We start from the raw sequence: 18,808 nt of genomic DNA, 5'->3' as shown, positions 1-18,808 counted from the left end.
CCTTAACTTAGTGCCCTTACATGGAAGATTACAATAAAATTATTGAGTCACTAAAAGTGCGCTACATCAAGGCTAAAAACCTGGTATTACAGCAGCCCCTCACTGTTCGTAATTACTATGATGTAGGTAATAACCTTATATTAGTGCACAATGGCATTATTGCCTTTGGTGATGACAAGCAAGTAGCGGAAGAAGGGCAGATCCTTTTCATTCCGGGTGGGCGTAGCACAAAACTATATTACGGTGATACAGAAAGCCGGGTAATATCCAATGATGACTACATCACCACCAAAGACAAGTTCTTCAAAAGCAACACAGATCTGGACGCCATCGGCGAAGCCGATGACAGCCACAGCTTTGTAAGCTTTGAGGCCAAGGTGTTTGACTCTGTGAACTTCTTTACCTCGCTTGAGGTGCCGGCGTTTGTGATTACCAGCAACAAGCTGGCCACGCTGGTGATCAAGATTGTAGAGGAGAGCATGCAGGACCTGCCGGGCAAGGAGCGTATCATCAGCCTGTACACGGAGCAATTGGTGGTGGAGCTGATCCGCTATATCCTGAAGAACAAAATGTTTGTGGAGCAGTTGGCTACCAACAGCACCTACTTCAAGGATCCGCGCCTCATTGACCTGTTCAACTACATCAAGGAGAACCTGGGCGGAGACCTGTCTAACAAAGTGCTCAGCAACGTGGCCAACGTGTCTGAAGACTATGTAGGGCAGTACTTCAAAATGCTGACCGGTATCAACCCACAGGATTACATTGAATACCAGCGCATGGAGCGGGCCGTATTCTTGCTGCGCACCACCAAGAAAAGCATCAGGGAGATTGGCAAAGACGTAGGCTACAAAGACACCGCCTATTTCTGCCGTCGTTTCAAGATGATGTTCGGGATTCCGGCCGGTAAAATGCGCCGCCGCGAGTCTTCTATGAACGTGTAAGTAGATATAGAAATTTAGAGTAAACAGAAAGGCCCACTTTTCAGTGGGCCTTTCTGTTTATAAGGCGTTTTTCTGAAAACAGGCTCAAACCATTCGGCTTTAAGCAAACTTAAAGGACCTGCTCTGGAGCCAGTTGGACCGGCGCATCAGCCAGTTTTCGGCGGCCTCAATATCATCAAATACTTTGGCCTTAAAGTAGCGCACCTGCTCATAGAAGGCATCGGCGGAAGCTTCGGCAAAGGTTTCGGGCTGCACCACCATGGCGTAATACTGGAGGCCGGCCCGGGCTGCCTGGGGCGCCCACTCTTCCAGAATCCAATCCAGAGAGTGGTTCCAGGAGCCGATTATCAGGCGGGTGTCTACCAGAATGGAGTGGAAGTCACCTTGCTCCAGAAGTTGGGTATAGGCCTCTATGCCGGTTTTGATGGAATCTTCAGTGGAATAGCCTTGCCATTGGGCGTGTATCCATCTGTTTTCCTGGTCCAGGGTAATGGTTAAATAGACATTCCCAAAAGCATTTATCAGTTCAGTTCTCATGGCTGCGGGTTTAGATGTGAAATATCCTCTGGTAAAGAGGCAATAAGTAAGGACTGCCTTTTCGCAAGGCCTACAGATGAGGCTACCTTGAGGTAAGGGCATACCAGATCGCGTTTTGAGCCTGTTTTCCGGGAAACAGGCTTAAAACGGAAAGAATGAGGCGCGTTATAAAAAGCGGTTGGCCTATAGGTTAAAATCGCCGGCGGCTTCCGGTTGGTAGATCACCTGTTCAATCTGGTAGCGCAGGGTGCCGCGGGGGGCGGGGCATTCCACTTCCTGGCCTACCTGCCGGCCCAGTATGGCGAAGCCCACGGGCGCCAGTACAGAGATTTTGCGGGTAGTCACGTCTGCGTTCTTAGGGTATACCAGGGTGAGGTCCATGACGGTGCCGCTCTTCTTTTCGCGCAGGCGCACCTGCGAGTTCATGGTGACCACGTCTACCGGCACTTGCTTGGCCGGGAGAAGGGTGGCGGTGCGCAATTCTTTGCAAAGGCCCTCTACCAGGGCGGCGGGGCCTACAGACCGCTGGGCCTGTACCAATAAATGAAGACGTTCATAGTCCTGCTCGGTTAAAAAAACGGAGTTCATAAAAGTAAGAATTAAGGTGAATAGAAAATGGGGGAGAGCGAGTGTCATCTTTGCCTGTTCCAGTGCCGGGTGAAACACCTTTACCGCAAGCCAGGGCGGTGCGGGATGCCTACGGAAAAACCGGAAAAGAAGAAGCCGTTACCGGCCAGAGAAGCAGAACATAGGTTCTACCTCTCTGGCCGGTAACGGCAAAAGGGGAGCGTGCCGGAATTTATAGCTCCGGCTTACTTATTAAAGTCTTTGGGCGACGTGAAAAAGAAAAGGCAATAGCCGTTCAGGACATCACGCAGGGAGGCATGATGAGAAGCTGCTACCAGGCCGGTGAACGGCTGCAAAAGGGTAGAGGGGATGTCTCTAAACGGGTACATTTTTGTAAGGGATAGTATCAAAGATAGCCAAAAAGCAAGGCAAAAGCAATGGGTTAGGCTTGTTCCTGCGGCAGGGCCACGTTGAACCGTAGTTTCACTTCGCTTACCTCGGCAATGAACTGCGGGGCCTTTTCAATGTGGTTGCCTACCACCAGCACGTCGGCGCCGGCTTTCCAGGCGGCTTCTGCTTTCTCAGGGGTGTTCACGCCGCCGCCTACCAGAATAGGAACAGAGACCATCTGCCGCACGGCCTGGATCATGGCTGCGCTCACCGGGTACATGGCGCCGCTGCCACCGTCCAAAAAGATATACTGCAGGCCCAGCATCTCACCAGCCAGCGCGGTGCAGGCGGCAATAGAAGGCTTGTCATGGGGGATAGGGGTGGTACCGCTCATGTAAGAGGCGGTGGTTTGCCGGCCAGAGTCAATAAGCATGTAGCCGGTGGGGTACAGGGCCAGGCCGCTGGACTTCAATAAAGGCGCCGAGGCCACGTGCTGGCCTATGAGGAAATCTGGGTTGCGGCCCGAGATAAGGGAAAGCAAAAGCATGCCGTCGGCCTGCGGGTCTATGTAGAGGCCGCTGCTGGGGAAAAGGATCACCGGAATGCTGCTGTTCTGCTTGAGGTACCCTACCAATGAGGCTTGGTCTGGGTTGGAGATCAGGCTGCCGCCAATAAAGAAATAGTCCACCTCATGCCGGTGGCTCAAGGCCAGGACTTCCTGGCAGCGGGCAATGGTGAGGTGGTCTGGGTCCAACAGAACCGCTAACCGTTTGGGGCGGTTAGCGGTGGCTGGGGTAAGTAAATCTGAAAAAGGCTTATAGCTGCGTCGGTTGGTGGGCATCCGTAGGTTGGTCTGGCTGTAACTGGTAATCAATGGTGGTCTCCTCTACCAGCACCGGCTGGGCGGCGCGGTTTTGGTGGGTGTACTGTTCAATCATTTTGGTGAGGTACACCATGAGGACGGCCGCCAGTTGCTGCTCCAGCACCTTGAACAGGTCAGACTGGAAGAAAGCCGTCAGCACCGAGGAAGCTCCACCGCCTTTGCTCCGCTCCTGCGAGTACGGTGCGCCTACGGTGCCGGTGGTGGGGTGGTAGACGGCAGGGTAGGTGCGCTCAATGGCACTGTACAACGGCTCATCATCTTCCACGTCTGGGATAGAGGAGATCCATTCGCGGTCTTCAGCGCCTTTGAACCGGGCGGGGTTCTCCAGGCGGTTACCTCTTTTCTTTTTTTTAGGCTTGTCACTGCCGCTGGCAAAGGCTTTGCTCACCAGGAAAACCCCCAGTAAAAAGCCGCCGGCCATTAACAGGTTCTTACCCACTTTCTGCGACTGGTCTTTCAACTCAGAGACATCACTCAGCAAGGCATTTTTATATTCTTCTTTCTGACGTTCCAGAAACTCGCGCTGGTCATCAAAAAGCGGATTGTTAAGTTCACTCATAGTTTCAGGTATAGATTAGATCGTTTGTTCAGATTCGTCTGCTTTGTAGATGGTGTTCCGGAAGGCTTTGTCGGCCATGCCCTGGAATACTTTCTTGTCTAGGCCCACTATTAAAATTACCAGCAAGATAAGGTAAAATAACGTGACAATCCCGAAGCCCCAGTAGGAACTATCCAGCAGGTCATTCAATAAGAGGGCAATAAACACGTTCAGAAAAAGCAGCACCATCACACCTACCAACCCCAGCAGTACCCCATGGATAGTGCTTACAAAAATGCTTTTCAGTTTAATCTGTAAATCAAGTTTTATCAGGTCCAGGCGGGTGTCTATGTACCCCATTAGGTTACCAATGATGCTATCTGTTTTGCTTTTGTCTTCTGCCATGTTTCTTTTTAGTTGATGGTGCGTAGGAGAGATATACGGAACATCTCCGGAAAATATTCCAAAAAAACTTCTCCACAAAATTCCATACGCAAATGAGGCGGCAGCGGATAAGGTGCCCACTGGAGAGAAAGGTGTTTTTAGGACGTTTTTTTGAAACAGGGCAAAAACCATGGGCAATTGTACCCGTTCAGGGAAGGATTCTCGTATTTTTGAAGCCGTGCATGCGCCCTTAGCCCATTGAAAAATAATTATTATCATATACTGGGAGTCACTTCCAAGGCTAGCACCGCTGAGATAAAGGCGGCCTATAAGCGCCTGGCCCTTAAATTCCACCCAGATAAAAACCCCGGGAACCAGCACGCCGAGGAGCGCTTCAAACAGGTGAACGAGGCCTACCAGGTGCTGTCTAACCCACGGCGCCGCGCCTCTTTTGACCTGCAGCAGCAATATGAGCTGCACCAGCGGCAAGGGCAAGCCTACGCTACCCCGCGTTACCACCACACCCGCCAGCCGGCCGGTTTCCAGGAGCGCCATTACCGCGAGCGGCCCAAGCAACACAATTTCTCCAGGCGAGACCTGCAGATCATTATTGGGGTAGTGCTGTTGGTGGTGTTGCTGGTGCTGGGCCTGAAACTGGGCTGGAATCAGATTGCCTCAGGCAGGGCTATGCAGCGGGCCCAGGAAGCAGAGTTGAAAATGAACTGGGCGCAGGCCCATGACGCCTACTCTACTGCCCTGGAATATAAACCAGGTCTGGAGGAAGCACGGGTGAAGCGGGCAGGCCTACGGTTGGCGCATCTGCAGAATCCGGCGGGCGCCATTGAAGACTACTCCCAGGCGCTGCAGGAAAAAGACGCCCCACCGGCCCGCTGGTACGCCGCCCGCGGCAAAAGCTACCTGCAGACCCGGCAATACCAGAACGCCCTGCAAGACCTCAACCAAGCCCTCACCCTGGACAGCGCTCTCTCCGCGGCGTACCTGGACCGGGCCCTGGTGCACCTGCAACTGGAAGACAACTGGCTCCAGGCGCAGGCAGACCTTAGCCGGTACCTGAAAACGGCCAGACTCTCGGCTAAAGATTCAATAGAGCCACTGCTGTACCGGGCCTTTGCCTATTACCGCACGCAGCAGTATGACCAGGCTTGGCAAGATGCCCAGGAAGCACTGCAGACCGATGCCCAAAACGCCAAAGCCTATTACCTGCAAGCCAAGGTTAAGCAGGCCCAAAAAGATTCTGCGGCCAGCTGCGCACTGCTCTCCAAAGCCGCCCGGCTTGGTTTCTCGGCGGCCGCCGAAGAAGCCTCCCGCCTCTGCCCACCCACGCCGTAAGCGCTCTTCCTGTTTTAGGGCCGTTTTCCTGAAAACATGCCCAAAACGCCTGATGTTAACCTGCTGCCAAAGATGAAAAGGAAAGATGATAAGGCGTCAGCATCCGCTAGGTTTCCTCGCCATCCAGATGCTTTGCTTTTTCCCTCCTTCTCCCACTTTCTCTCCCTCTCTCTTGCTCCCTCTTTGTCATCCTGAAAGGATCTTGGTAGCGAACGGTAAAGACATTGAATCAACGCTACTGCCGTTCGTCCACCAGGTTCTTCCAGGATGACAAAAAATAATAAGGAGCAGGAAGGTAATATTCAATCATGCCTCTAAGCCTTAGCGCACGCTTGCGGCAGGTAGCTCACTTGAGGTAAAAAGGGTAATGTCTGCCAAGCGGCTACCAAGGAGCAAACCCATCAGGTACTTTGCACTTCTGTTTTCTTTCCTATAAACAGGTTCTGTATTTTTAAAACAGGGATGGCGTTTCAGGGCTGTTTTTATAAAAATAAGCCTAAAACAGTATTGCAGAAAGAACCTCTTTGTACTCTGGCGGCAAGCAAAAACCAAGTGAGAAAGGCTTCGTTGTAAAAGTAGCTCTCTGCCAGAGGCGTCTGTAAGAACTGCTGCCGTACATGGTCCTTCCCGGGCCTGCGGTAGGCGCTTCCCTATCGGCCAGAGGCCAGATGATTAATTTCCTGCCTGCTACTAAAAACGGCTTCATGGCCGGTAAAGGGAAAGGAGAATTTGCCAAGAAAATCTTTTAGCAGCGGGGTGGCAACAAGCCAGGCAGATCAAATAAAAGTGCTACCTTAAACACTAAAGCAGCAGAAGGGAGCGTAATTTAAAACAGTACGGCACAAGAAGAGATGGAAATGAAAGTAAAGGAATTTAGCCAGTTGCCTTTGACTGAACAGATCAGGTATATGCAGAATTCGGGCCGCTATTTGCATGCGCGCCTCAAGGGCTGGTGCCACATCAGTCTGTATTTTATGGGTACCTTTTACGCCGAGGTCTGGCTGCTGGAACATTGCGGCAGCATTGGCATGGTACGCACGTTTACCTCGCAGGAGCAGTTAGACCCCTACCTGAAGACCACGTCTATGGAAAACCTCTTAAAGGAACTGGTATAGACTGTACTCTACGCTAGGTTTAGGTTTCAATCAAGGTAGTTTTCAGGCCCAGCCAGGTGCCATCAGGTGCCTTTCCTATGATATAGGCCTGTATTTCTATTTGCCCCACCCTATACACTTTCACGTCCTGCAGGTTGGTTTGCAGCCAGGTCTGCAGCGCCTGGTAGCGCGCTGCGGTAGCCTGCTCTGCGGGGTCTTCTGAGGGGCGCACCATGTTCCGGAAAAAGTAAGGCAGCTCTACCTGTTTCACCGGCTGGCCTGTATGCCCCATAGCTTCCAGAAAGCTGGCCTCGGTCTCGGCGGGGGTACCGGCCGGCAGCGTGAAGGGTTCCAGAGGGGCCTCGCTCTCGCTTATGAACAACAAGCCTTGGGCGGCCTGCGCTAACTCAGGTAATAAAGCAGACATAGTCATCTAAAGAAAAGTAAACCCGCAGGGGAAATGTCCGGGAAGGCGTTTCCCCTGCGGGCGATTAAAACTTACTGCGTAGGGCCAGCGTCTACCTTGGCCTCAATCACGGACTGTACGCTAGATGATACGTTAGACAACAGATTATAGCCAGTAGCCGATTCAATGGCATCTACCGTGGTACGGTAAGAACCCCAGCTGCTGCTGATGCTGGTGCTGTTGGGGGTGTTCACGGCAATGACGCGGGTACTGGTGGTCACGCGGGCGGCGTCACCGGTGCCGTTAGGTAATACCACAATCACTTTCCAGATGCGATTGGGTACGGTGATCTTGCCGGCGGCCAGGGTTTCTTTGTAACCGGCGCTTCCGGTGCCGCCTACACCATAGCTGCCCATGATGATGTAGAGTTCATTGCCGGCATTGATAAGGGTGCGGCAGTAGTTCTCCAGGTTGGCCCAGGTCTGCTGGTTGTTGGGGCCGGCCTGCGGAATCATGTTAGACATTAAGAACGTGGCTGAGTTGTCTGCCACGGTAAGGGTACGGTCTGCTGACGGGCAGTTGTGGCCCCGGTCAAAACCGCTGCCGGTGTAGTCACTGGACTGCACGCGGTAAAAGCTGCTGGGCAAGGAGGTGTCTGCCCTAAAGTCATCTTGCCGGGGTGTGCTGCCTACCCAGGCGCTGCTCAGGTGCCAGCTTACCCAGTTGGGCGTGCCCCGGTAGCTGTTGTAAGACATGACAAACTGCGGCTTGCTGTGCAGGTAATTGCTGTAGCTGGTGCCGGCGGCGCTGGGGTTGCCCATGGTCAGGTGATTGTCCTGGGTGGCGGTGGCATTGCTGGTGTTGGTCTGGGTCATGGCCGGGTCTGGAGCCACGTCTTCCACGGAGCAAGACACGCCAAAGCCCATCAAAAGGGCCAAAAGCAGGGGACGGTACAGGTGTTTCATAGGGGGGAGTTTTTGGGGTTAAATGTTTAGGAAATATAATAGGTTGGAGGGCATCGACAAAGCCGTATATAGTATTTTTATTTTGAGAACCGGGCCGGTAATCTGGCCCATTAAACCATTGCGTTTTAGGCCTGTTTTCAGGAAAACGCCTTTAAAACAAAAGTGAACCGTGGTTTGGGCAAAACTAATGCCGCCGCTGGCTTGCGCACTGCAAAACAAAATGTAAGTTAGAACTTAAAGCAACCAGCGCCATTGGCCGGCCCATCATCCTGGCGCCTGCTGCCCTGGTAGGTTCAGGCGTAGCCCCGGCCAGGCAGGGTAGTGCACCTGCCGGGTTGCTTTTGAAAATGAATATTGGAACATGATCCGGAAGTCTACATATGCCGCGGCAAGAACCGTGGCTCCCGTTATAGAAACCCATTTTGCAGAGCAGCAGGCAGACGCCCGGCTAAGAGGCGAAGAGAACCTGGCCCCGGCCCCGCCCGCCAAGGTGATTGAAGCCCTAATTGACGCCGCTTTCTGGGCCAGCCTGCGCAAGGAAGAGGGGCAGTCGCCCAAGATCTCGCTGGCCTTTCTCTCCCCTGACCAGGCCAGCAAGCCGCTGCTGTTTGCTTACCGGTTGCCCCTTACCTCGCATAACCTCACCAAACTGGCCCCCGGAGTGGAGCGGCCTGGTATTCACCTGGGCGTCTGGATGGAGAAAGGCGAGCTTTACCTCTGGGGTACCACCCGCGAGATCCTGAGTTTCTGCTTTGTGCTGGATGTCTCTGAGCCCGGCCTGCTGGTAGTAAAGCACCGGCGTGCCAGCGGGTTTGGCAAGTTTGCCAACGTGGCCGTTCTCAAAGGCGATGACATCAAGATCATTGACGAGCACAGTGACACCCTGCCCGACTGCCCCGCCGTGATGACCTCTCTGCTGGGTTTCACCACGCCCGCCACCTGGGACGACTCTGTGAACGTGCTGGTGCAGCTGGCGGTGTCTATGCGCGCCCATGGCCGCGGCGGTACCCTGCTGGTGGTGCCCGCCGGATCAGACAAATGGCAGGAGTCTGTGGTGCGCCCCATGCCCTACGCCATCACCCCGGCGTTCTCGGCCCTGGCAGACCTCATGCAGCAGGACAAGGAAGACCGCAGCCGCAGTATCTGGCAAGGCGCGCTGCGCCGCGAGATAGACGGCGTGGCTGGCCTTACCGCCGTAGACGGGGCCACCGTGATCAGTGACCAGCATGAGTTACTGGCTTTCGGGGCGAAGATCATCAGGTCTGACGGCAATGAACTGGTGGAGCAGATTGTAGTCACTGAACCCGTATTGGGCAGCGAACCCGTGATTGTGCACCCCAGCAACAACGGCGGTACCCGCCACCTCTCGGCGGCCCAATTCGTGCATGACAACCAGGACGCCATTGCCATGGTGGCCTCCCAAGACGGCCGGTTCACCATCTTCAGCTGGTCCCCCTGTGAGATGATGGTGCACGCGCATAGGGTGGATACGTTGTTATTGTAGGGTGTTTTGAGGGTGTTTTGAGGGTGTTTTGAGGGTGTTTTGAGGGTGTTTTTGGGGAAGAAGCCAGAAAGCAGCCCTGTAATTGGTTATCTACCTGTGATTTAGTTTTGATGTATGAAGGAAGGCCAAAGTCTTTGGACCCGAGAAGAATTGATATTGGCTATCAATTTGTATTGTAAACTGCCTTTCGGAAAACTTCATAGGAATAACCCGGAGGTAATTAGGTTAGCGGAGTTGATTGGAAGAACCAGTAGTTCTGTTGCTTACAAGTTGGTAAACTTCGCAAGTTTAGACCCGAGCTTGCAGGACAGAGGCATCAAAGGTGCCCAAAACACAAGCAAGCTGGACAGAGAGGTCTGGAATCAATTCTACCACAACTGGGACGATCTTCCTTATGAGAGTGAGAAGTTACGGGCGGAGTTTGAACACTCAACGGTGGAGCAGGCATGTCAGATTGATGAAACCGAACTTCCTAGGGAGGGAAAAGTGAGGGAACAGATGGTCAAAGTGCGGGTGAACCAAGCTTTTTTTAGACGTACAGTTCTTGCTGCCTATAATTCAACCTGCTGCATTACGGGTATCCAGATGCCAGCCCTTCTAATAGCGGGACATATAAGGCCGTGGGGAATTGATGATAAAAATCGGCTTAATCCTAGAAATGGATTAATCCTTAATGCCTTGCATGACAAAGCCTTTGAGGCTGGCCTATTAACCATTACCCCTGATTATATCGTCAAGATATCTTCCTCCCTTAAAAGGAATAAAGTGGACAATCCTGGCGAGGATTATTTTCTGAAGTACGATAATGCGAGAATGATCCTGCCTTCTAAATTCTTGCCTGACAGGAGCTTTCTTGAATACCACAACAGTGAAAGGTTTACCCCTTAAACACCCGCTCCCTATGCCAAGCCAGGTTCTCCTGCGCTGGATAGTGAATGGCCCCAAACGGTAAACTCAACCGCTTTCCATCCAGTTTCCTTAGGGCATAAGCGTTCGCTTCATCTTCGGCGATGGCCGTAGAAACCAATACTTTCAGTTGCTGGTCCACGGTAATCAAGCCTCTGTCAAAAGCGCGGTGCAGGTTGGGGCAGAGGGCCATGCCATTGGTCACCCGGTCATCATTGGTGCGGCTAAATGGAACTATGTGGCAAGCATCTACCATAGAGAAACCGTGGTTAGAAATAAGGCGCATGCCGGTAATGCAGCAAGTGAAGTTATAAACTTGTGGTACCAGTTTCTTGAACAACCCACCTCTCACAAAAACCTGTTCTTCGTCGGGCGCTATTTGCTGAATAGAAGTGTAGTTGGCAGCGGGTTCATTCAGAATATAATTCTCTAAATCTTGAAGATAGCCCCTGGCTCTTTTTGACTGTTGGTACTGGTGACTGCTGGCTGGGAAGTAGCGTTGCAGTAAAGCGTTTTTCAGAACGCCTCTGGTTTCCGGAGCCAGCAGGAGCAGATAAAGGTCATCGGTTAGATAGGCATATTCTACTAACCCATTCAGAACCGTAAAGCTTTTGATGGCGGAGTTTAGTTCTTTACCCGGCAAGGTTTTCACGTGCCAGAAGCCTTCACTAGCCAAATGGTAGAAGGGCAGGTAAAAATCTGGGTTATGCCCCGTGGTAACCAGCAACGTAAAGTTCTCTTTGAACGTGCCTACCAGTTCTGGGGTAATGTAAATCTTGTTTTCCTGTAGTTCATCCTTCTCAAAAAGCTCTAGAAGGCTCAATAAAAAAATGGGTTTGTGGGGAGCCGGCCCGTATTTGGTGCCGCCCTGCCGCAAGCGGGTAAATTTCTGGAGGTAAAATTTCAGGGTGTCTGCAAGAGAGGGCATAACAAGGCATTAGCTACTGGGCCTGAAAGTAGACAATAAATCTATTTCCTCCTCACCTGAACGAGAGCCAAATTAGACCTGCTTACATATAATTACCTTTATCATCTCTTATTTTCAATTTCTTGGGTCTAGACAGAAAATTATTGCCAGAGTAGTTCTGGTAGAATATCTTTCACGCTTGAGGTATATGATTTTGCTAGTGTGGTTGGTTAAAATATAGAGATTGGCAATATAGGTGTATGAATGTCTAATAATGTTAGTAAGTTCTGTTGATAACCCCAAAAATGTTAGTAACTCTTGTGGTTTAGGTGGGCCCGTAAATCCAAAGAATGACCAGATGGCAGAAGTATTTACCCGTTTAGAGCCCGTTTTAAAGAAAACAGCCCCGAAACAGAAATCCCGCTCCAGGTAATGGAGCGGGATTTCTGTTTTATAATGTCTGCTACTTTGAGGCAAGCCACCAGAAAAGAGTAAAGCTCAAACCGGCTAAGTCTTACAGAAAAGCCTGCTAGGCTTTTTCAATATCAGAGATGATAATAGAGGCCAGGTTTTCCAGAATCTTTTGGTCGGTGGCAGAAAAGTCCCGAGGCTCTTTGTCTACAATGCACAGCGCGCCAATGTTGTACCCGTCTGACGTGGTCAATGGAGCCGCCGCGTAAAACCGCAGGCCCAGTTCGCCGGTCACCATAGGGTTACTGAGCAGGCAGGGTTCCTCCAGGGCATTCTTGAAAACAGTGGGGTCTTTTCTGAGAATGGCCAGCGAGCACAGGCTAACTCCTCTGGGGGTTACCGTGCCGTCTTCAATGCCCACGCCCGCCTTGGTCACCACCGAATCGCTTTCCACCAGGTTCACCAGCGCAATGGGCACGTTGAACATGCGCGCCGCCATGCTGGCAATGTACTTGAACGTCCCCTCTTCCTGGTGGGTGTCTAATATATCTAAGCTGCGTAGTTTGGCAAGCCGTTGTTCTTCGTTCTGCGGAATAATAGGTAAGCCGAAGGTATTGTCCATGCGTAGGGTTAAGGGTGCGGGCTATGTCTCTAACCCGGCCTGCCGCTTATTAGTTGCAAGCAAGCCGTGAGGAGGAAAAGAATCTATTACCTGCGTTTTTCCCAGAAGGGGTTTTTCCGTCAGGGAGAACTTGGGTAGAAAAAGACCAAAGATAGCGATATAGAAAGTTCTTATGCCCTCATTTCTGGCAACCATAAAAAAAAACAGAGGGACTAACGTGGCTTTCACCAGTTAATCCCCCTGAATGTGTATGATGGAATAGAAAGTGCGGGCTTACCTCACTACCACCATTTTACGTGATATCACATGCTCGCCTACCACCATTTTGTATAGGTAGATACCAGACGGCAAAGTACCCGAGCTGAAGGTGACCTCATGGTTGCCAGCGTCCCGTACCTCATCTACCAGTACTTTCACCTGGGCACCCATCTGGTTGTAAACCACAATCCTTACGGCTTGGCGCTCTGGCATGCTGTACCTGATGCTCGTCTCCCCTTTGAAAGGGTTAGGATAGTTCTGGCCTAGTTCATAGGCCATGGCAGTGCCTGTGGTTCTAAGCTCAAACGGCTTGCTCACGCTACCAACTATCTGGTCTGGGCTAAACACCAAGGCATTTCCATGGAGGCTGGATTCTTCACCAGTAGAAGGGTTAATTAATTTGAACTCCAGAAGTTTACCGTTGTCTTCCGCATCACCGTGCAGGGTTAGGAAGGTGCGGTAGGCATTCAGACCTGGTAGGTATTCCTGCTGGGCTACCCCGCGGGCTACCCCGTCTATAAAGACATAGAGTTCCTGGTCTTCGGCAACAAGTCCGGTTTGGCTTCGGTACACAAGGGCGGTCACCGTCATGTTGAACTCAAACTTCTGCGCATTGACCTTATTGCCGGAGCGTTGGTTCTGGGTCTGGCTTAAGACACCGCTGCCGGTCATCTTCAGCTTGTACCCCATCCCCGGTGTCAGCGATTTCAGGCTTCCTACCCAGGTGCTATTGTCACTTTCATACGTCGCAAAGGCCAATGGGCTCTTGATCACAGCCCCAGCTTTGTTGGTAAGCGTCTTCAATGACTCGTTCACATCGCTGCTTTTGTTGCGGGGATAGCCTATCCAGTTCCAGGTTCCCGATAGGGGAAGAGGAGCAATGGCGGCAATCTTGGAACCCACTATCCTAAGGGTGTCTGGTCCGTGTGATAGGTACAATAAATACCCTGCTTGCGTATTGAGCGTTGACAAGGAACCTACCCACCCAGAACTAGCTGAGTATTGCGAAAACTGAGTCTGTGATTTGATAGACAAGGTTTTAGTGGCATCGTCCGTGGCTATGCTGCTCAGCAAAGTTTTCAGGGTCATGTCAGGATTAGAGACATTTAATGATACCCAGTTCCAACCTTGGTTTAACGGAATGGTTTGGAGTATGCCTTTCAGGTGCAGGATGTACGGTGCCTTGGCAGTACCCAGAGTACCATCTGGCACAAAGTACGTGGTTTCCTTGGCGCCATATTCAATACCGGTAAGGGCATTCCACATCCTAAAGTTTAAGGTTTCTTTTTGCAAAGAGGGCTCGTTGCTGTATACCGTGATAAAAGCAGCATACACGTTTAAACCAGGAACGAATTCTATGCGAGCCGTTCCGCGCGGCGTGCCATTCACAAACACTCCTATGGCGTCGCGAACGTCTGAGGAGAGCGGGGCATTGGCATCGGTGAGGCTAAGCTGCGCTACTATGTTCATGCTGTACTGATAGTTGGCAGGGTTCACCTTCCAGGCTGGTGGAATGGCCAGTAACTCATACTTCACCGGTAAGCTCAGCGTTTTGTCGTCTACCTCGGCGGTAATGGTGCCGGTATAGATTCCGGGTGCCAGGTCTGCCTTAGGCGTGAAAGCCAGAGAGAACGAGTTTTCAGGAAGCATGGCGCCCGTCATCACCTTCGGCGTAAGCCAGGTTGGAGAGCCGGTAATGGAGAACAGCTTGGTTACTTTAGAGGCGTTCTTAAGGTCTGCCAGTAAGTCTTGTTGTTTTCCGAAGAAGGCTGAGGCTACAAGTTCCGCCGGATCCCAGAAGATAGGAGTGGCATTTACCTTAAATGCCCATTCAACTGGGTACTTCTGTATGTTCTTGCTTAGATCCTGAAGGTTTGCCACAGTAGCAACCAATTCAACCCCCTCTAAGGTATTGATCAAAGAAGCCGGGTTGGTTTGAATGATCAGCTTCTGGCCAGATATCTGCACCGTGATAGGAATGTTAGCCCCGGTGTCTTTGCGAACCAACGTAATTACCGGTTTAGAGAAGGTGGTGTCATAGTGCGCCAAGTCTGCATAAATGGGTTTGTCAAAGGAGACGCTGATCTCGCCACCTTTGGCCAGATAGCCATCTGCAGGAGTTGGTGAACCAAACGGTGCAATAGAGGTGCGGTCAATAATACCGCTCTGAATGCTGGAAGTAGAAGTACCGTTCTCTCCGCAAGAGGCAGTTGCACGAATATCATACTCGCCGTCTGGCAGGTTGGTCACATCCCACTGGAAATCTATGAAAGGCATGTCAAACGCGCCACTTGCTTTCAGATAAGTCACAGGGGTAGACCAGCCTTCGCCTTTGCGGCGGTACTCAATGCTCACCGACTGTAGCGACGGATTGTTCTTGTCATATCCCGTCAGTGAGACGTTCAGCTTGTTGTTGTTGCTTTTGATGATCTTCCAGCCATCGCCGGGCAGTTGCAAGGCCACGCTGGTGCACTGGCTTTGGAAATACACATTGATACCTTCAGTGGTGGAGCTGCCATCATCAAAACCATCGCTGGCTTCATCACAGGAAGGGTACATGATGACTTTTATGCCTTCATACACAGAGGCCAAAGGACCGCGCTCAATGGTGAGGGCCACATTCATAACCTGGTTGTACTCCAGGTAATAAGTAGCGGGCTCGCTGTTGATAATCTGGCCCCCCAGTTTTACAATGGCACCGTCTGGGTTGGTGGTGGAAATGACCTTCACTTTGTATTCACGTCCTTCTTTGCTTTGGCTCTGGTTGGCTAGGGCCACTCTGAAGACGGCAGGGGTATTCAAAGGCACATTGCTTAGGGTAGGCGGGAAAACCTGGATCCGGGCTTTGTCACGGGCTTGCGTTCCTTCCTCATTAGGACAACTACTGGTTCCTGATTTTAGGAAGAAAGCGGGGACTCCCCTGGCTTTATCCTTCAGAACATCCACACTAAAAAAGTCGCCGGAATCGTCATCTTCCAGGTGGTAGCTAACGGTCTGGGAGGTAGTGTTATCTGTGCCCTTGTTGGTGGTGGTAGACCACCGAAAGTTAGCCGTCACCCCAAACTCACTGTCAAACCAGGCCCCGGCCTCATTGGTTATTTTAGCCCCTAGCGCAAGCTCGGTGTTTACCATTTGCGCGTACTCATAAGACTCTGAGGCTGTTACATCTATAGTGGCCGTGTTGGTATAAGCGGCGCCGGCGCTAAAGGAGATGTTTTTCTGGAACTCAGCGTCTTTGGTGCGGTTCAGGTTGTTTTTCTCCAGGATATTCTTCCAAGCCAGAATAGCATACGTATTACGGTTGGCCTCCAGGGTGTCACCTACGGTAATAGCAGCAGTGCGCAGGTTTTCCAGCAGTGGCAGCAAGGTTTCCTTGATATGCCGTTCCGTATAGATGAACGTGGTGGCGAAGTCCGTCATGGACATAGAAGCCGTTTCCCTCACCTTGGCGGTGCAGGTTGTCTTATCAAAGGTAAGCTCTTCGGCAAAGGAGAACTCCTGGTTGAAGGCAGCGCCAATGAAAACATCCCCGTTATTGCCTACATAGCCATATTCCGGTGAGGTAGAGTAATCGTCGTTAAAAGTGATGGTGGTAACCATACCAGAACGATTGAAGTTATCACGACCGGCTACCGCCTTGAAATTGATAACAGCGCCCGCGCCGGTGCTGGAGAAAGGCGTAAGCACCTTGGCCCCAACCAGCAGATTGGCCCATAGACCAGCTTCGCCGCCTACTAAGACTTCTGACGTCTGGAATTGGGAGAAGGTGGTTCCTTTGGAGATAGTGGCAAAACTCTTGTCTCCTGGCGGGTCATGCATCACAATCATAGGGAGATCAGGGGAACGCGTGATAAAGGAAGGAGCCAGCACCTTAGAACCCTGCACCAGGAACCAATCTTCCAATACCACAGGGGCCAGGAAGCCGATGTCGGCTTTTAGATAGAGCAGTTTCTGGTGGTTGTGGGTGGTGCTGGTGGCTATTTCAGGAGAACCTGCTATAACATCATAGTACACGTACCCATGCTCATTAATGTCCAGGGTAATGGGCTGGGGCTCGTCGCCCACAAAATTGTAAATGGTTACCTTACCTGAATTGATGGGGCAGCCAGGAATGCCGTTGACGCTTTTCTCGGCCAGGTAAATGGCCATGCGATACTTGACACCCTGGTCCATCAGTTTGATTTGATCTGTGCCTGAACAGGCGCTTTCTACGCCAGCGGCGGCATAGTCAATTTTTATCTCAACCGGTGCCCGGTAAATGAACTCGGCGGTAGGCACCGGTACGGCTGTAGTGGAGGTAACTTTATAAGTGGTGTCATTTCGGGCCGGGGTGACAATGACGGTTCCATTGGGCAGCGTTTCATTTTTAGCGGCAACATAGGTGATAACTGCGGTGGAATCTTTGGTGGTTACGGTGTCCCGCTTAGATAAATCTACCTGAATTACCTTATTGGCAAACTGATACATGATGTTGGAGTTGGTGGTCCCGTCCTTCATGGTGAGGCCCAGCACTTTCACCGAATAACTGCGGGCCGGCAGGTTGGGTATGGAAAGGACGCCAGTGGCGCCAATGGTGTAACTCTGGGTGAAGCACATGGTGCCACCGTCATTATTGGTCAATTGAACCGTAATGGTCTCTGCAACAGAGCGTTGGCAACCGCCCTGCACAATCACCTTCAGGGTATCTGTCTGTTTATTGTCAAAGTTAAGGTTGAAGATATCGCCGGTGACGGATTGGGTTGACGCAGTAAACCCATGATGTAGGTATTGGGGTGTAAAGGTGTAAGTTCCCTCGTCTTGGAGGGCTACCTTATAATTGCCTAAAGCATCGGTCAATACTCCGCGGCTCTGGCCGTTGATCAATATGTCTACCCCTTTGATGCCACACGTGCTAGGCGATGGCCATTTCACTTTGCCTTGCACGGTGAAGACCGTCTCATCTGTGAAGTCTACGCCGGCAACTACAGGGGTGTTTAGATCAAGCCGGCGGGTGATTTTATCTTTGGTAAACACATGGGTTCCTTTTTTCACCGACACCTCAAAGTCACTGGCGTCATAGTAGTATACCCCTTTGATTTCATAGTACCCGGTCTCATCAGTGGTGGCGGTGTAAGGGGCATAGGTGATAGCTCCCAAGGGAATGGTGGTGGTTTTTTTAGTAACGGTAACGGTAACGCCAGCTACTGCCGCCCCAAATTTAGATTTAACAGTTCCTTTAATGATGCCGTTAGCTGCCCGGTACCCATCTGTCTTGGTAGGGGTAAAGTTTCTGCCATCGGCCACCGGAAAAATGTAGTAGGAATACTTGAACCCTGGCACGGCCTCGTAGTCATTGTAAGCCGTGGCATTTTTGTTGAGAATTTCAAGTTCCTCCAACTTGGTGATATCTGCGGGGGTGCCGGCGGCGACGCCAGGTATGGAACGCATCACTTTCACATTCTCAGCAAACGAGGAAAGGTTGGTCCAGGTGATGTTCACGCGGTTTTGGTAAGTGCCTTGGGACACTACCATGCCAGATGGTTTGGTGTAGCCTGTTGCCCCAATTCCTGCAGACTCATGCCCCCCCCAATCTGGAGTATAAGACGTAACGCGATAGGAGTGGCTTTCACCGGGATTCACGCTGAGATCCTTCCAAGTCATGTCAGTGCCGTTGCCAGAAATGGTAGCGACTGGAGAAGACCCGCTGTCGCGGTAAATCCTGTACCTTAAGTTTGCGTCCGGAATATCAGAGTCTTTTTTCCATTTCAACTCAATGTAATCAAACGCCTCTTTGTTTGACGCTGATAGATTAATAGGTTGTTTGATGGCTAATGTGTAAAAATCCCATGGGCCACCATTTAGCGCCACATCGTCTCTGTCGTCACAGCCATTATAACCAATTACTATAGAATATTTTATGGATTTGCTAGGCCCAAGTATCAAGTATGCAGTTCCGCTGGTATTGCCCCCAAGGTCTAACCGTGGACCACTTGGGTTAAACATCATCCACCGGTTACAACCATTGTAGTAATTTGAGTATGTAAACTTTACGTGATAATCACTGGCGCCATTGGACCAGCCGGTGTCATGGCCCGCCTTAGCTAAAAAAGGAGCCAAGAATACCAAAAGGAAAAGACCTATTCTAGTGAACCAGGGGTTTGAGACT

The 18,808-nt window shown here is 51.4% G+C and carries 16 protein-coding genes; 5 read left to right on the top strand and 11 right to left on the bottom strand.

What is annotated here, in order from left to right; all coding sequences use genetic code 11:
* Positions 1 to 20 precede the first annotated feature (20 nt).
* Entirely contained in the window at positions 21 to 941 is a 921-nt protein-coding gene (locus TH63_RS17405; RefSeq protein WP_048922072.1) for a helix-turn-helix domain-containing protein, read from the top strand.
* A gap of 99 nt (positions 942 to 1,040) precedes the next feature.
* Here the strand turns inward: TH63_RS17405 and TH63_RS17400 are convergent, their stop codons facing one another.
* From TH63_RS17400 to TH63_RS17380, 6 genes are all read right to left on the bottom strand, one after another.
* A complete protein-coding gene (locus TH63_RS17400; protein WP_048922071.1) occupies positions 1,041 to 1,478 on the bottom strand; it encodes a hypothetical protein in 438 nt (145 codons plus the stop codon).
* Positions 1,479 to 1,661: 183 nt separating this feature from the next.
* Entirely contained in the window at positions 1,662 to 2,066 is a 405-nt protein-coding gene (rnk, locus tag TH63_RS17395) for a nucleoside diphosphate kinase regulator (protein WP_048922070.1), read from the bottom strand.
* Positions 2,067 to 2,290: 224 nt separating this feature from the next.
* The gene (locus tag TH63_RS20410) at positions 2,291 to 2,434 is read right to left on the bottom strand and encodes a hypothetical protein (protein ID WP_156180688.1); all 144 of its coding nucleotides are present in this window, start codon (positions 2,432 to 2,434) and stop codon (positions 2,291 to 2,293) included.
* A gap of 53 nt (positions 2,435 to 2,487) precedes the next feature.
* Positions 2,488 to 3,309 carry a geranylgeranylglyceryl/heptaprenylglyceryl phosphate synthase gene (locus TH63_RS17390; RefSeq protein ID WP_231583502.1) on the bottom strand — a complete coding sequence of 274 codons (822 nt, stop codon included), beginning with the start codon at positions 3,307 to 3,309 and terminating at the stop codon, positions 2,488 to 2,490.
* Complete coding sequence (locus tag TH63_RS17385) at positions 3,251 to 3,877, bottom strand: hypothetical protein (protein WP_048922068.1); 627 nt, start codon at positions 3,875 to 3,877, stop codon at positions 3,251 to 3,253. The genes TH63_RS17390 and TH63_RS17385 overlap by 59 nt, the downstream gene beginning before the upstream one ends.
* Before the next feature lie 15 nt (positions 3,878 to 3,892).
* Positions 3,893 to 4,261: a phage holin family protein gene (locus TH63_RS17380; RefSeq protein WP_048922938.1), complete on the bottom strand. Its 369-nt coding sequence runs from the start codon at positions 4,259 to 4,261 to the stop codon at positions 3,893 to 3,895.
* Between the two features lie 237 nt (positions 4,262 to 4,498).
* Between TH63_RS17380 and TH63_RS17375 the strand changes: the two genes are divergently transcribed.
* A complete protein-coding gene (locus TH63_RS17375; protein ID WP_048922067.1) occupies positions 4,499 to 5,590 on the top strand; it encodes a DnaJ domain-containing protein in 1,092 nt (363 codons plus the stop codon).
* 851 nt (positions 5,591 to 6,441) lie between these two features.
* Positions 6,442 to 6,705 (top strand): hypothetical protein, encoded by a 264-nt coding sequence (locus TH63_RS17370; protein WP_156180686.1) that lies wholly within the window; start codon positions 6,442 to 6,444, stop codon positions 6,703 to 6,705.
* A gap of 19 nt (positions 6,706 to 6,724) precedes the next feature.
* On the opposite strand, the gene TH63_RS17365 is transcribed toward TH63_RS17370, so the two are convergent.
* Positions 6,725 to 7,111 (bottom strand): nuclease A inhibitor family protein, encoded by a 387-nt coding sequence (locus tag TH63_RS17365; RefSeq protein ID WP_048922065.1) that lies wholly within the window; start codon positions 7,109 to 7,111, stop codon positions 6,725 to 6,727.
* Between the two features lie 71 nt (positions 7,112 to 7,182).
* The gene (locus TH63_RS17360) at positions 7,183 to 8,055 is read right to left on the bottom strand and encodes a DNA/RNA non-specific endonuclease (RefSeq protein ID WP_053093842.1); all 873 of its coding nucleotides are present in this window, start codon (positions 8,053 to 8,055) and stop codon (positions 7,183 to 7,185) included.
* Between the two features lie 361 nt (positions 8,056 to 8,416).
* Here TH63_RS17360 and TH63_RS17350 point away from each other — a divergent pair, with 361 nt between their 5' ends.
* Both TH63_RS17350 and TH63_RS17345 read left to right on the top strand, forming a co-directional pair.
* Positions 8,417 to 9,559 (top strand): putative sensor domain DACNV-containing protein, encoded by a 1,143-nt coding sequence (locus tag TH63_RS17350; protein ID WP_048922063.1) that lies wholly within the window; start codon positions 8,417 to 8,419, stop codon positions 9,557 to 9,559.
* 114 nt (positions 9,560 to 9,673) lie between these two features.
* A complete protein-coding gene (locus TH63_RS17345; RefSeq protein WP_048922062.1) occupies positions 9,674 to 10,447 on the top strand; it encodes an HNH endonuclease in 774 nt (257 codons plus the stop codon).
* On the opposite strand, the gene TH63_RS17340 is transcribed toward TH63_RS17345, so the two are convergent.
* The 3 genes from TH63_RS17340 to TH63_RS17325 all read right to left on the bottom strand — a co-directional run bounded on the left by TH63_RS17340 (position 10,437) and on the right by TH63_RS17325 (position 18,510).
* A complete protein-coding gene (locus TH63_RS17340; RefSeq protein WP_048922061.1) occupies positions 10,437 to 11,393 on the bottom strand; it encodes an HNH endonuclease in 957 nt (318 codons plus the stop codon). The two genes, TH63_RS17345 and TH63_RS17340, sit on opposite strands and share 11 nt — an antisense overlap.
* Positions 11,394 to 11,901: 508 nt before the next feature.
* The gene (locus TH63_RS17335) at positions 11,902 to 12,405 is read right to left on the bottom strand and encodes a GAF domain-containing protein (RefSeq protein ID WP_048922060.1); all 504 of its coding nucleotides are present in this window, start codon (positions 12,403 to 12,405) and stop codon (positions 11,902 to 11,904) included.
* A 273-nt stretch (positions 12,406 to 12,678) separates the two neighbouring features.
* Positions 12,679 to 18,510: a T9SS type A sorting domain-containing protein gene (locus TH63_RS17325; protein WP_197088586.1), complete on the bottom strand. Its 5,832-nt coding sequence runs from the start codon at positions 18,508 to 18,510 to the stop codon at positions 12,679 to 12,681.
* Positions 18,511 to 18,808 lie beyond the last annotated feature (298 nt).

This window comes from Rufibacter radiotolerans, assembly GCF_001078055.1.
Taxonomy (GTDB): domain Bacteria; phylum Bacteroidota; class Bacteroidia; order Cytophagales; family Hymenobacteraceae; genus Nibribacter; species Nibribacter radiotolerans.
Note: the sequence above shows the minus strand (reverse complement) of the source record. Positions and strands in the feature narration are given on the sequence as shown.